Here is a 14475-nt window from a genome sequence, read left to right as displayed (position 1 = left end):
TTTTTGAAACGGCTGGGTCCACAACGGATTCTGTTGCGAATTGACAACTTGCGGCAGACGGGCTTGGCAGAGTATTTGTCCGTGCTTGACACGTGAGAATACATCCCCTTCAAATGCGATAAGGAAGCTGCGAAAGTGGTTGCCTTAGGCAAGAGAGAATGAGCATTCTCTTGGGTTTCCCGAGGTGGGTGATTCGGTAACAGCGGTCGAGACGAACGAGGGGAACCTTTTTAAAAAGACCCCTGCCGGTAAGGGATGGTAATCCTTAACCGGTGGCCCTCTTGGATCAAGGAGACCAAGTAATTATGAAAATCATCTACACCGACGTGCTGGTGGTTGGTGCCGGCTTGGCTGGTTTGCGTATGGCAGTTGCTGCCAAGCGTCGCGGTCAGGACACCATCATCTTGTCGCTGGTGCCGCCCAAGCGTTCTCACTCGAAGGCCGCTCAAGGTGGTATGCAAGCTTCTTTGGGTAACGTGATTAAAGGTTTGGGCGATAACGAAGACGTCCACTTTGCCGATACGGTTAAGGGTTCCGACTGGGGCTGCGACCAAGATGTCGCCCGTCTTTTCGTGAACACCTCCCCGAAGGCTGTGCGTGAATTGGCTGCCTGGGGTGTGCCCTGGAGCCGTATCACCCCGGGTGATCGTCAAGTGATCATCAACGGTGAACGCGTAACGATTACCGAACGTAAAGAAGCCGCTGGCCTTATCGGTCAACGTGACTTCGGCGGTACGAAGAAATGGCGTACTTGCTTCGTGTCTGACGGCACGGGCCATGCTATGTTGAACGCCGTGAGCGACCGCGTGATCGCTGAACACATCCCGGTTGTGGAACGTGTTGAAGCTATCGCTTTGATTCATGATGGCAAGCGCTGCTACGGTGCTGTTGTTCGTGATTTGATCACGGGCGAATTGATGGCTTATGTTTCTAAGGCTACGGCTATCGCCGCTGGCGGTGCCGGTCGTCTGTTCCGCGTGACCACGAACGCCGTGATCTGCGAAGGTACGGGCCACTCTTTGGCTTTGGAAACGGGTGTTGCCACTTTGGGTAACATGGAAGCTGTTCAGTTCCACCCGACCGGTATTTTCCCGGCTGGTATTTTGGTGACGGAAGGTTGCCGTGGTGACGGTGGCTTGTTGCGTGACGTTGATGGTCACCGCTTCATGCCCGATGTGGAACCTGAAAAGAAAGAATTGGCTTCCCGTGACGTGGTGAGCCGTCGTATGGAAGAACGTATCGCTCAAGGTAAGGGTGTGAAGAGCCGCTTCGGTGAACACATCTGGTTGGACATCACCTTGTTGGGCGAACATCACATTAAGCACAACCTCCGTGAAGTGTATGAAATCTGCCACTACTTCTTGGGTGTTGACCCGGTGAAGGAATGGATCCCTGTGCGTCCTGCTCAGCACTACACGATGGGCGGTATCCGCACGAACTACACGGGTGAAAGCCGTCAATTGAAGGGCTTGTTCGCCGCTGGCGAATGCGCCTGCTGGGATATGCACGGTTTCAACCGCTTGGGTGGTAACTCTGTGGCTGAAACGGTTGTGGCTGGTATGTTGGTTGGCGAATACATCGCTGACTTCTGTGAAAAGCCTGAAAACGTTATCGATATCCCGACGTCTATCGTCTATGACTTCATCAAGCGTGAACAAGCTAAGCTTGATCGCTTCTGCGATGGTCATGGTTCTGAAGACCCGGCCAAGTTGCGTGCTCGCATGCAAGATATCATGACTTCCAAGATCGGTATTTTCCGTCGCGGCGCCGATATGGAAAGCGCTGTCAGCGAATTGGAAGACTTGTACAAGCGTTCTTTCAACGTGTCCTGCAAACCGCATCTCGGTGCCAACACCGAATTGACGTATGCTTATCGTACGCAAAAGATGTTGCGCTTGGCATTGACGATTGCTTGCGGCGCTTCTGCTCGTACGGAATCTCGTGGTGCTCACTTCCGTGAAGACTACCCGGTTCGTGACGACAGCAAGTGGCTCAAGCGCACGTTGGCTGCTTGGAAGGACGAAAACGACACGTTGCCGACGCTCTCTTACGAAGATCTCGACGTCAACAAGATGGAATTGCCTCCGGGTTGGCGTGGCTACGGTGCCAAGAACTACATCGATCACCCGGATACGGCCAAGCGTCAAGCTGAAGTCGATGAAATCCGCGCTAAGATGGAAGCCGAAGGCGCCGATCGTTTCGCTATTCAAAACGCTTTGATGCCGTACGCTCACCTCTTGCCGAAGCGCTTGCAAGGTAAGAATGAACGTATTGATGAACCTTTGGCCTAAGGAGCTGACGAAAAATGAGTGAAAACAATACCCAAAAGCAACATCGTCTGCTCAAGATCAGCATCTTGCGTTACAACCCTGCTGATCCGGCTAGCGTGCCTCACATGCAGACGTTCGAATTGGAAGAATCCGATTCGATGACCTTGTTCATCGCTTTGAATGAAATTCGCGATAAGCAAGATCCTTCTTTGCAATTTGACTTCGTGTGCCGTGCCGGTATTTGCGGTTCTTGCGCCATGATGATCAACGGTAAGCCTGGCTTGGCCTGCCGTACGTTGACCCGCGACTTGCCGACGGAATTCACGTTGGCTCCGTTGCCGGCCTTCGAATTGATCGGTGACTTGTCCGTTAACACCGGTAAGTGGATGCGCAACATGAGCGAACGCATGGAAACATGGGTTCACTTGAAGGAAGAAGAAGTCGATATCTGCCGCAAGGAAGAACCGATGGATCCGCAATTGGCCGAAGATATTTACCTCTTGGACCGTTGCGTGGAATGCGGTTGCTGTATCGCTGGTTGCGGTACGGTTCGTATGCGCCCGGACTTCGCTGGCGGCGTCGCAATCAACAAGATTGCTCGCTTCCGTTTGGACCCGCGTGACCACCGTAACGACGCCGACTACTATGAAGTGATCGGTGACGATAGCGGCGTGTTCGGTTGCATGTCTTTGTTGGCTTGCCACGACTTCTGCCCGAAGCAATTGCCGTTGAAGACGCAAATCGCTTTCATCCGTCGTAAGATGGCTGAACAAGGTATCCGCGGCTACGATAAGGTTTTGCCGACCCCGAAGAAGGCTATTCCTATCAAGGTCGTGAAGTAATTCTCAGAACCGGAGAGAAGGTGTGAAGGATCAGAAATGGTGCTTCACACCGACTTAAAGGTTTTGAAACCCTACGAGAGGTCAATGGACCGACGATGCTCGAACCGGAGTCATCGATTGACGTCGCGTAGTTTATAAAACGGAGACGCCTCAAAAGACGCCTTCTTAATATGATTTAACGAGGAGCAAAAAAACATGTCTCGTATTGAATATGACTTCCTTGGTGGCAAGGAAATTCCTGATGATTGCTACTATGGTGTGCAAACCCTTCGTGGCAAGGAAAACTTCCATGTGACGGAAATGTCCATGGCTCAAGAACCGTTCTTCATCATTGCTTTCGCTTATGTGAAGAAGGCTGCCGCCATGGCCAACAAGGAACTCGGTACGATCCCGGCCAACGTCGCTGACGCTTTGATCTGGGCTTGCGACCAATTGATCGCTGGCAAATACCATGATCAATTCGTGACCGACTGGGTCCAAGGTGGTGCTGGTACGTCCACGAACATGAACTGCAATGAAGTCATCTGCAACTTGGCCGCTGAAAAGTTGGGTTCCAAGAAGGGTGACTACGCTTTGGTTTCTCCGAACGATCATGCTAACTTCGGTCAATCCACCAACGACACGTATCCGACCGCTTTCCACGTTGCCTTGTTGCTCCGCAGCAATGTGATGTTGAAGGCTGTTGAAGACCTCGTCGCTTCCTTCTACAAGAAGGCTGACGAATTCAAGACCGTTTTGAAGATGGGTCGTACGCACTTGCAAGACGCTGTGCCGATGACCTTGGGTCAAGAATTCCACGGCTGGGGCTTCACGATCGCCGACGAAATCAAGACGATTAAGGATGCTCAAGAACATCTTTATGTCGTGAACCTCGGTGGTACGGCTATTGGTACGACCGTGACGGCTCACCCGGATTATCCGGCCTTGGCTGTCAAGTACTTGGCTGAATTGACTGGCTTGCCGATGCGCAACAGTGAAGACTTGATCGCCGCTACCTCTGACTGCGGTGGTTACGTCGCCATCTCTAGCGCTATGAAGAGCTTGGCCGTTAAGTTGACGAAGGTTTGCAACGACTTGCGCTTGTTGGCTTCTGGTCCGCGTTGCGGCTTCCAAGAAGTGAACCTCCCGCAAATGCAACCTGGTTCTTCCATCATGCCGGGTAAGGTCAACCCTGTTGAATTGGAAGCCATGAACCAAGCAAGCTTTATCGCTATCGGTTTGGACACCACGGTCATGTTGGCTGCCTCTGCTGGCCAACTCGAATTGAACGTGATGGAACCCCCGATCACGTGGGCTTTGTTCTTCGGTATGAAGGTCATGACCAACGCCATGAACGGCATGCGTACGAAGTGCATTGACGGTATCACCGCCAACGTCGAACGCTGCAAGGACTTGGTGATGGGTTCCTTGGGCATTATCACGATCTTGAAGCCGCACTTCGGTTACAAGACCTGCTCTGAAATCGCCCACGAAGGTTACCACACTGGTAAGACCTTGCATCAACTCATCGTTGAAGAACGTAAGTTGATGACCCAAGAAGAATGGGATAAGGTTTTCAATCTGCAAAACTTGATCGCTCCGAAGTTCGAAATGTAATTTTTGAACCTAGGGAAAACCTCGTATCAAAATTTTTTGAGACGGGGTAAAGTTCTCACAGTCGCAAAGGCGGCGGAGAAATCCGCCGCCGATGCGATTGGGTTCTAGATCGGTCAAGGCTTAAACCTTCTCTGTTCTAGGAAAATAAGAAAGATAATAACTACTCCGGTTTTGGGGGTAATATGGATCTGATGTTAATTCTTCAAATTATCGTCCTTTTGGCCGCCATCTTCTTTGGCGTCCGTTTGGGCGGCATTGGTATCGGCTACGCCGGCGGTATCGGCGTGCTGGTCTTGGGTCTCGTTTGCGGCATGACGCCGGGTGCGATTCCCTGGGATGTGATCTTGATCATCATGTCCGTGATCGCTGCTATTTCTGCTATGCAATTGGCTGGCGGTCTCGACTACTTGGTTCAAATCGCTGAAAACATTCTTCGTAGCAATCCGAAGCACATTAACTACTTGGCCCCGATCGTTACCTATGTGTTGACGATCTTCGCTGGTACCGGTCACACCGCTTTCTCGATGATCCCGGTTATCGTTGAAGTGGCTAAGGAACAAAACATTAAGCCTGTGTGCCCGTTGTCTATCGCCGTGGTTTCTTCTCAAATCGCTATTACGGCTTCTCCGGTGTCCGCCGCTGTTATTTACATGACCGGCGTTCTCGAACCGTTCGGCTGGAGCTATCCTGCCTTGCTCGGTATCTGGATTGTGACGACGTTCGCTGGCTGCATGGTCACGGCTTTTGTTATGACCTTGATCCAAAATATGGATTTGAACAGCGACCCGGTTTACAAGGATCGTTTGGCTAAGGGCTTGGTTAAGGCTCCGCAAGGCGCTACGCACCATGAAATCTCCGCCTCTGCTAAGAAGTCTGTTTGGATCTTCTTGATTGGCGTTATCGCTGTTGTGTTGTACGCTTCCGCCATTTCTCCGGCTGTTGGTATCGTTGACCCGGTTATCGTTGGTCGTGACGCCGCTATTATGGGCATCATGTTGACGATCGGTACGTTGATCACCGTTATGTGCAAGATCCACGTTGACGACATCGCTTCCTGCTCCGTTTTCAAGAGCGGTATGGTTGCTTGCGTTTGCGTGTTGGGTGTTGCATGGCTCGGTAACACGTTCGTTGCTGGTCACACGAAGGAAATCACGGACTTCTCCGCTACGACCGTGGCTCAATACCCGGCTCTGTTGGCTGTGATCTTCTTCTTCGCCGCTATGTTGTTGTACAGCCAAGCTGCTACGGCTAAGGCCATTACGCCTGCTGTTGTGACGGCTTTGGGCATCACCGCTGCTAACCCGGGCGACTCCTACATGCTGGTCGCTACGTTCGCTGCTGTGTCCGCTTTGTTCGTTCTCCCGACGTACCCGACGTTGTTGGGCGCTGTTCAGATGGACGACACGGGTACAACCCGCATCGGTAAGTTCGTGTTCAACCACGCCTTCTTCCTCCCTGGCGTGTTGGCCATCGTCTTCAGCGTTGTGTTCGGTTTCGCTGCCTGCGCAGTGTTCTAATCAGAACTTTTGCTGAAAACTAAATCGGATGTCTAACATCCGATAAGATTTAAAAACGGTAAGTTGCTTCGGTAGCTTACCGTTTTCTATTGCAGCCTAACAAATAACAGTGACTGTCTTCCACATCTTGGCGAGAGTTCTGGGAAAGCAAAATCATTGTCTAAGTGGTTCAAAATTTTTAACTTAAATAGATGTTGATGCGTCTTTAAAGCAAAGACGCTGTTATAGAGAGACAAACAGAACCACAGAATGCGTCATACAGATTGTGAATATGCATTTAGCCAAAAAAGACTATTCCTGATGTTGTCTGATCACGGAATCCATGAAATCCATTTTCTGAATAATCGAGAATGTCCTTCATAAGGTTCGGGCTATCAAGAGGTCGCTTTAGATCGAGGTCTGACGAGCAAAATAATGATGCCTGTTGAAAGGACGCCTAAAGCGGTAGTAAGCCCAAATGTTTGAATGGCGGGTGTAGAGCTTAGCCCGATGAAGCAAAACGCGAAACTAGTGGCTAGGAAGGCGAACGTCGTCAGGCTAAAACTGAGGTCTTCATTGTTTTCATTAGTGTAGAAGAGCAATGAAATGGCAATGCCAAGCCCGTAAATAACTACCATGGACATGGCGCTGAACATTGTGAAAGGCATGCCAAACCAGGAAGAAAGAGAAATGGCGAATGCGACGCCAAGAAGAGACGGAACAACGATGCGCCAAGATCTTATGCCGTAGTGAAACAAGCTGACAGTAAAAGAGCAAACAACAGCCAAAACGAAAATTCCAATAAAGATGTATCGGTATTGAGCAAGAAATGTATCGGCATCTCCGACCATATCCACGAATGTGACACCGGCTAAATGTTCCGCTAAGTCGTAGAGATTTCGGATTTGAGCGTCTTGAATACCGGCTACCTGTACGATCGAACTGTACCCTTGAGGGACTTCAAGCCAGAGATGGCGCACGGATTGAGCGCTCGGCGAATCGAGCCAGTCTTCAAAACGGACATCAAGCTGAATGGGATTGGGTGCTTTCAGTGAGTAACCGAGAACAGCAGAAAGCGGCTCACGGACCCGATTAAACATATCCAACCTAAGTTTTTCAATATCTTTTTGCCGCGTATAAGAGGGGAACCACTTTGAAATGCAAGTGGTTGTCATATCGGTCTTATTCATTCCCCTCTGCACGAAACTAAGCCGTAAAGCCTCTTCGCCCATCAGAACATCTTGAGGACTGGATGCGGTCACGATAAAGAACTTATCGGTATTGGGCAGGCTCAGTAAACGGTCTACCGTTTTTTCTTCACTTTCAAGCTCTGAGGGTATAAAGGTTAAGTTTTGGATGTTTTGCGTGAAATTCAGTTGCAAAAATCCGGCCGATAAAATCACAATGAGAGTAATGCCAATGGCCGTGTAATCAGTTGGTTTATGTTGCCAATGCTTCAAAGAAAACCGAGGGAAAAATCGGCTGAAATTAAGCATTTTTTTGCTGAAGTCACTGTCAGCAATCGGTCCAGGATTGAAACTGGGGAAAATTAAAATCAGCGTTATTGCACAACCTAAAAGGCCACAGCACATAAATAGGGCGATTTGCCGAACGGCGGGGAGCGGCGCAAGATACAAAAGTGCTAGGGCCGCGCATTCAATAAAAACGATCCAAAGTAAGGGGGTAAAAATTTTGTCAAAAACTTTGATCGGAGAAAGGTGCGGATAATGGCGCTGCACTAAAAGGAAATAGCCAACGAGCATTACAACCAGACCGATTAACGCAGAAGAGCAGACAAGGGCCCAGAGTGATATGCTGCCAAACCACACGATTACACCGAAAAATCCGCATATGTAGCTCGAGATAATACTGAATAAGACGAGTAACAAAAAACGGTTAGATGGTGACCATTTACGAATCAGACCGCCTAGAAAGATAATGATGAATGTGGCAATACCCGATAGTTCTAATAAATGGGTGTGAGCCACGTTGGCACTGACATAAGGCTTGCCATGCACTAAAACCGTTGTATCAGGAACAACAGATTGGCTGATGCGTTTTAATTCATCAATTGAGCGGTTTAATTTAAAGGCAGAAAGTCCGGTCAAGTCATCAGGAGCTTCGTAAACAAAAATGGCCCACACGCGGTTATCTGCATATAGCTTTAACGTGTCACCGCTGGAAACGACTGTACTTCTCGGTAGGCGCTTCTTAGCCCAGCGATCAAAAAAGCCTAAGGGGTCGTCAGCCTTGGGAATTAAACTGGCTTGTCCGATGCCTGTAAGACTTTCTAAGGCGCGCGCCAGAAGTTCATCGTCCGATGAAGCCGCAATTGTGTGCTGATCGACCAGATTCATCAAACGGTTGGAAATTAAACGATAGAAGGAAAAGTATTCGTTGATTTCCAATCCTTCCCAATTAACCTTTTTTAGTGACGAAGGAACTTCCCATAGGCCCTTGATTTTCAGAACATTATCATCGAAAGAGGCTGCCGTGTGTTCAGGGAAACCGACCATGAAAATAAGACGGTAGTTAGCAAAGGGCGCTAAATTCTTTTGCGCCGCACTTCGCGAGTCATCAACTTGAGTGACGGGATATAAATGAGCTTGGTCGTAATCAATCCCGTTTTTGAGCAGAAAATGGGTGCAAAAACCTAGCGCGAGAAGCAACGACAATGCCCAAGTAAGAGCCAGAGCTTGCCAAGAGGCGAGAATGATTTTACGGATTGGCAAGTTCATTCTCCTGTTGGGTTGACGAAATCTCGGACAGTTTTATCTCATCAATGATGAGTGTCGTGATGTCACTGGAAAAATTTTCGACCACTATTTTTTCCGGAGTGTCCTTACCGGTTACCGAGACGTGCTTGACAATACTGCCGGTCATGTTGCTTTTGGGATAGAAATCCATTTTCCAGCTTTCCGGTTTATTTTGACTAAAAATTTGGAAGTCTAGTTCCAAGGCAGTCATGTCAGCCGAAAGCAATCCCCATAGTATTCTGTTGACAATATTGGTGGCCGAGGGTGACGTATTTTCGATCCGTTTCCCATTTAAATGGATATAGGTTTTGAAATTCTGATCGGTATAAAGCGAAGTTGTCAGAATTGGTTTGGTAGCCTTCCAAAGGAGAACGTCATCCTTCCAAAAAATAAAGAAACCCTCACATTCAAAAGGTTTGGGGACTGAAACCAATTTTTCTTTTTGAATAAAACGTCCCTCAATAACCGGCGCAATTTTGAGTCTGGAAATAATGTCAGCAGTTGATGCGCACGACAACGGTGCAACAGAGAAAAGCACTGTTGCAAGCGAAATCGTTAAAAAAGAATGAGCTGCCGACATAAGTGAGAAAAATTAATAAGCGGTCTTTACATTGTAGCGAAGAGTGGCACGCAAAAAATGAACCCGATGGACAAATAATCCACCGGGTGTTGGAAGTCTAAATGCCGGAATGTTACTGAACCGAAGTTTGTAGGGCTTCAGATTGCTCTTTCAGTGTCTGAACTTTAGCCCGTGCTGCGTCCAAATCGGCTTGAACGAATTCATCCGCGCGATTGGCTTTAGCTTCAATCATTTTCTTTTGTAACTCTAACTGAGCTTTTTTCAATTCAATATCAAGGCGTTTGGATTCAAGCTCCATCTCCCGAGCTTGATCATCATAGGCTTGCAGTTTCTTTTCACGATCAGCCTTGGCTTTTTGTGCAGCTGCCTGAGCTTTTGCTCGAGCTTGATCTGCTCTGCGTTGGATGTCGGCGGCCTTTTTTTGAGCCGCTTGACGCTCTTGTTCTTTTGCCGCATCCAAGGCCTGAATTTCAAGCTCGGCCTGATGAATCCTTGCGATTTGCTCATCCATTGACATTCCGCCAACTTGGGCTTGCGCGGTGGGAATAAGAAGAGCCATTACAGAGGCGGCAATCAAAGAATACTTCAACATATCACTACTTCTCCCTTTCTATTATTGACCGCAACCACCGGGATTGTTCGGCTGAATACGCGTTTCCGTCGGGGTGGTGGAAATCATCACGGCAAGTCCGGGTTTAAATTCGCACACACGTCCGACTTGGGCAGAACTGTAAAGTTTATTGTTGTAGCGGAAAGTTAACTGGACGCCGTCAACATAACTTGTACGATCGCCGCCAACTGCTCCGCCGGCAATATTGCCAACCGCACCGCCGGCTAAACCGCCCAAGACTCTGGAAGCCGTGTCGTGGTTGTTGTGGCTGCCGATTGCAGCTCCTGCGATAGCTCCGAGAATTGTGCCAATGGTCTTTGCATCAGAGCGATTATCTGTGTTGGATACAGCGACCTGAGCGTTACCGATTGACAAAATTTCAACGGTTCGAACTTGTTGAGCTTGGTTGACAGAAGTTGCGGCGTACGTGTCCGAACGGTAGTAACGACCATCGTTAGCACATCCTGAAAGTACTAAAGCAGCGACTGCGGCGGCAAGAGCGATTTTTTTCATAGATTCACCCAAAAAATAGATTTATTTATTACGATTTCACTTTAGCGCAATTTAATTTCGACTGCATAATTTAGCTGGACTAAAATACAACGGTTAGAAAAAAATGTAACGACCTTTTTACGGAAAGGACCATGCAGAACGTATCTATCAATACAAGCGATGAGGACGACGAAGAAGTAGGGTTGCCCGCATTGCCTCACGGCACAAAAAATTACATGACGCCTCAATGCTATCGGCGAATGCTTGACGAACGTGAACATCTGGTTCGCGTAGAGCGGCCGGAAATGGCCAATGTGGTGGCTTGGGCAGCCAGTAATGGGGATAGAAGCGAAAATGGGGATTACCTATATGGTAAGCGTCGTTTAAGAGAAATTGATCGACGTATTCGTTTTTTAAGTAAGCGTATTGATATGGCTGAAGTGGTTGATCCTGCCACGCGGCCTGCAACCGATCAAGTGTTTTTCGGGGCAACGGTTACTTATGAAGATGAAGAAGGGCAAGAGCACACCATTCGTATTGTTGGCATTGACGAAGCCGATGCCAGCGTGGGTGATGTGAGTTGGATCAGTCCGATTGCCAGAGTGTTCTTGAAGGCCCACGAAGGCGATACCGTTACTTTGCCGACCCCTTCCGGTGTACAACATCTTGAAATTGTAGAAGTTAAATACTGCTAAAACGAAAAAAAAACGTAAAAGCCTTGATTTTTTGATAAGTGCTCTATACAATGCGTTTTCTCTTCGGGGGTATAGCTCAGTTGGTAGAGCACTTGCATGGCATGCAAGGGGTCAGCGGTTCGAATCCGCTTACCTCCACCACAGTTAGATAGCGTCTCCATCGTCTAGAGGCCTAGGACACGACCCTTTCACGGTCGGTACCGGGGTTCGAATCCCCGTGGGGACGCCACTTTTCCAATGAGCAACCTTCTGGGTTGCTTTTTTGTTGCCTAAAAAAGGCCGCCTTGATGGCGGCCCGAAAAAACAAAGATTAGATACTTCTGGCAACGACAGTAATAATCACAATCGGTGAAATAATGCCGATACCTAATCGAATGGCTGTCAGTGTTGCCGAAGATAGCGGGCAGGAAGCGGTTAGCTGTTTGCGGGTTTCCGGCCAGTTAACCCAAGCGGCAACAATAGCCAATCCCAACGCCGTTAACGGCATACCAACGTTACTGGTGAGGTAGTCGAGCAAGTCAAAGACCGTTTTGCCGAAAATCTTAAAGCCTGCCAGAGGGCCGAAAGACATTGTGCAGAACACCCCGATGATCATAATCGAAATAAAAGCAACGGGAACGGCTGTACGACGGGAAACGTGCAGATCTCCCATTGCTGCAACGACGGCTTCAAAAATACTCACAGAGCTGGTGATCGCCGCCACAATCAAGCAGATATAAAAGAGAACGGCAAAGAATGTACCAAAAGGCATATGGGCAAAAACAGCGGGCATGGTGACAAAGGTCAGACCGGGGCCCGCGGTGGGTTCAAGACCAAAAGCAAATACCGGCGGCATAACCATCAAGCCGCCTAAAAGTGCAGCCAAAATACCCAGGAAGGCTACCCACGCTGTTGAATGAGGAAGATTGGCGTCTTCTGAAAGATACGAGGCATAAACAATCAAAGTACCGGCACCCACAGACAGGGAGAAGAAGCAGAAACCCATTGCGTTAAATAGCGAGTCAGCATTGAACTCATCCCAGTTGAAGCTGAACATGAATTCCACGCCTTGCCAAGCGCCGGGTAATGTGAGACCACGGATAATCAATACGATCATCAGGATAAAAAGAGTCGGCATCAGATATTTAGCCAAACGTTCAATACCGGCTTGAACGCCGAAAATAACGACACCGGCGGTCATGATCATAAAGACGATTTGGTAGAAGATGCCGAGAACGGGGTCACTGGCAAAATTGTTAAAGTGAGTACCCAATTGAGACAGGTCAGTGATAATGCCATTGCCCATGGCGGCATCAACGGCATAGGCTACGCACCAACCACCGATTGTTGAATAAAAAGTCAAAATTAGAAAACCGGTGGCAATACCGACTGTACCGAAAATACCCCAAAATTTGGATTTGCCGACACGAATCATGCTATTGATGGAAGCAGCTCGACCGGCACGTCCGACAACCATTTCAGCTAGCAGTAAGAACATCCCGAGCGTAAAGCAAAACAGAATGTAAGGAATGATGAAGGCCGAGCCGCCGTTGGTGCCTGCCATATAAGGGAATTTCCAAATAGCACCTAAGCCGACCGCAGCACCAGCACTGGCAAGAATAAAACCCAAGCGTGAAGTCCATAAATCACGAGAAGACATAGTCATATACCTTTTGCTTTGTATAAGAAAGCTTATTTTTTTAGAAATTCTTTTTCCGCAATGCTTTCTGAAACTAACGGAAACAGGATTTATTGATCTTCCTCTGTTAGGAGGACAGTAAAAACCATCCTCCCCGGCAAGATGAGGAATTTAACTGAAAAGCCCTGCGCCCGCGATCACAACAATGACGCAGGGCACGATAAATCGAATCAAGAAATGTGTCGTTACTAAAACTTTGTCATTCATGGGAGAGGTGAGAGTGAGTTGTTTCTTCATCACCGGCCATACCAGATAGCCCCCAACGATTGCGATACCCATTGCTCCGATCGGCATACCGACATTGCTGGTCAGAAAGTCAAGCAGATCAAAGAATGTTTTGCCTGCCAATTTGTAACCGGACAATGCTCCGAAACTTAACGCACAAACAACGCCTAAAAAGGATAAGGCAATCGTATTGAGCATAATGCTGTTTCTTCTCGAGACGTGGTATTCATCAACAAGAAACTGCACGCTCATCTCCAGGATGCTGATTGCACTTGTGAGTGCCGCCACCACCAAGCAGATGTAAAAGAGGATAGCAAAGCCTTGACCAAAGGGCAATTGGGCAAACACCGCAGGCATCGTGACAAAAGTCAAACCTGGGCCAGCCGCCGGGTCCAAACTGAATGCAAAAACAGCCGGCATGATCATCAGACCTCCCAATATGGAGGCGAGAACCGCTAAAAAGGAGATCCAGGCAACCGAAGTCGGAAGGTTGACCTTGTCGGATAAGTAGGAACCGTAATTCATCATGGAGCCTGAACCCAATGAAAGGGAGAAAAAGGCAAATCCCATGGCATTTAAAAGGGAGGAACCGTTGAAAGCTTCGGGATCAAACTTGAACATAAATTCGACCCCATCCCAAGCGTGAGGCAACGTCAGTCCTCTCACAATCAGGCAAAGCATAAGAATGAAGAGGGTCGGCATCAAGAGTTTAGAGATGCGTTCAATACCCTTTTCAACCCCAAAAACGATGACGCCTGCCGTTAATGCCAAAAAGGCCAGTTGCATGAAAACAGCCCGCGGGCCATTGGTGACAAAGTTATCAAAGTGGCTGCCCAGCATGGCGGTGTCAGTTATGAGTCCTTGACCGATACAGGCATCAAAGAGATAGTTTAGACACCAACCGCCAATTACCTGATAAAAGGACAGGATTAAAAAACCGGTCAATACGCTGATTTTCCCAACGCCTCCCCAGAAGGGACCGCCGAAGAGTCTTAATGCATGGGCGGCACCGCCCCGAGAAGCACGACCTAAAGCCATCTCGATCATTAAAACAATAAAACCGATGGCAATGGTCAAAACAATGTAGGGAAGAATAAATGCGGATCCGCCGTTAGTACCGGCCATATAAGGGAATTTCCAAATGGCTCCCAATCCGACTGCAGAACCGGCACTGGCTAAAATAAATCCTAAACGCGTCCCCCAAACGGAACGCTCTGAAGAAGTCGTCATCGCTT

The 14475-nt window shown here is 48.6% G+C and carries 11 protein-coding genes and 2 tRNA genes; 7 read left to right on the top strand and 6 right to left on the bottom strand.

Annotation, left to right across the window (positions count from 1 at the left end; translation table 11 throughout):
* Nucleotides 1-305 precede the first annotated feature (305 nt).
* The 4 genes from NW199_RS05540 to NW199_RS05525 all read left to right on the top strand — a co-directional run bounded on the left by NW199_RS05540 (nucleotide 306) and on the right by NW199_RS05525 (nucleotide 6225).
* The gene (locus tag NW199_RS05540) at nucleotides 306-2291 is read left to right on the top strand and encodes a fumarate reductase flavoprotein subunit (protein ID WP_258333888.1); all 1986 of its coding nucleotides are present in this window, start codon (nucleotides 306-308) and stop codon (nucleotides 2289-2291) included.
* A gap of 14 nt (nucleotides 2292-2305) precedes the next feature.
* Entirely contained in the window at nucleotides 2306-3112 is an 807-nt protein-coding gene (locus NW199_RS05535) for a fumarate reductase iron-sulfur subunit (RefSeq protein ID WP_249091447.1), read from the top strand.
* Between the two features lie 195 nt (nucleotides 3113-3307).
* Entirely contained in the window at nucleotides 3308-4708 is a 1401-nt protein-coding gene (locus tag NW199_RS05530; protein WP_022472763.1) for an aspartate ammonia-lyase, read from the top strand.
* A 182-nt stretch (nucleotides 4709-4890) separates the two neighbouring features.
* Complete coding sequence (locus tag NW199_RS05525) at nucleotides 4891-6225, top strand: anaerobic C4-dicarboxylate transporter (RefSeq protein ID WP_309148117.1); 1335 nt, start codon at nucleotides 4891-4893, stop codon at nucleotides 6223-6225.
* A gap of 374 nt (nucleotides 6226-6599) precedes the next feature.
* On the opposite strand, the gene NW199_RS05520 is transcribed toward NW199_RS05525, so the two are convergent.
* The 4 genes from NW199_RS05520 to NW199_RS05505 all read right to left on the bottom strand — a co-directional run bounded on the left by NW199_RS05520 (nucleotide 6600) and on the right by NW199_RS05505 (nucleotide 10663).
* Nucleotides 6600-8936 carry an MMPL family transporter gene (locus NW199_RS05520; RefSeq protein ID WP_258333887.1) on the bottom strand — a complete coding sequence of 779 codons (2337 nt, stop codon included), beginning with the start codon at nucleotides 8934-8936 and terminating at the stop codon, nucleotides 6600-6602.
* Nucleotides 8923-9540 carry a LolA-like protein gene (locus tag NW199_RS05515; RefSeq protein ID WP_022472760.1) on the bottom strand — a complete coding sequence of 206 codons (618 nt, stop codon included), beginning with the start codon at nucleotides 9538-9540 and terminating at the stop codon, nucleotides 8923-8925. Before NW199_RS05515 ends, NW199_RS05520 begins: the two co-directional genes overlap by 14 nt.
* Before the next feature lie 112 nt (nucleotides 9541-9652).
* Complete coding sequence (locus tag NW199_RS05510; protein WP_022472759.1) at nucleotides 9653-10132, bottom strand: DUF5384 family protein; 480 nt, start codon at nucleotides 10130-10132, stop codon at nucleotides 9653-9655.
* 21 nt (nucleotides 10133-10153) lie between these two features.
* Nucleotides 10154-10663 carry a glycine zipper 2TM domain-containing protein gene (locus tag NW199_RS05505; protein WP_258333886.1) on the bottom strand — a complete coding sequence of 170 codons (510 nt, stop codon included), beginning with the start codon at nucleotides 10661-10663 and terminating at the stop codon, nucleotides 10154-10156.
* 131 nt (nucleotides 10664-10794) lie between these two features.
* Here NW199_RS05505 and greB point away from each other — a divergent pair, with 131 nt between their 5' ends.
* The 3 genes from greB to NW199_RS05490 all read left to right on the top strand — a co-directional run bounded on the left by greB (nucleotide 10795) and on the right by NW199_RS05490 (nucleotide 11566).
* Complete coding sequence (gene greB / locus NW199_RS05500) at nucleotides 10795-11337, top strand: transcription elongation factor GreB (RefSeq protein WP_249091445.1); 543 nt, start codon at nucleotides 10795-10797, stop codon at nucleotides 11335-11337.
* A gap of 65 nt (nucleotides 11338-11402) precedes the next feature.
* A tRNA-Ala gene (locus tag NW199_RS05495) sits at nucleotides 11403-11478 on the top strand.
* 12 nt (nucleotides 11479-11490) lie between these two features.
* Nucleotides 11491-11566: transfer RNA gene (locus tag NW199_RS05490), tRNA-Glu, on the top strand.
* Nucleotides 11567-11647: 81 nt separating this feature from the next.
* On the opposite strand, the gene NW199_RS05485 is transcribed toward NW199_RS05490, so the two are convergent.
* Both NW199_RS05485 and NW199_RS05480 read right to left on the bottom strand, forming a co-directional pair.
* Nucleotides 11648-12976: a sodium-dependent transporter gene (locus tag NW199_RS05485; RefSeq protein ID WP_258333885.1), complete on the bottom strand. Its 1329-nt coding sequence runs from the start codon at nucleotides 12974-12976 to the stop codon at nucleotides 11648-11650.
* A gap of 150 nt (nucleotides 12977-13126) precedes the next feature.
* Nucleotides 13127-14470, bottom strand: coding sequence for a sodium-dependent transporter (locus NW199_RS05480; RefSeq protein ID WP_258333884.1), 1344 nt, complete (start codon nucleotides 14468-14470; stop codon nucleotides 13127-13129).
* Nucleotides 14471-14475 lie beyond the last annotated feature (5 nt).

It is taken from the genome of Parasutterella secunda (genome assembly GCF_024733725.1).
GTDB classification, from domain to species: Bacteria; Pseudomonadota; Gammaproteobacteria; order Burkholderiales; family Burkholderiaceae_F; genus Aphodousia; species Aphodousia faecalis.
This window is presented reverse-complemented; position numbering and strand designations above follow the sequence as displayed.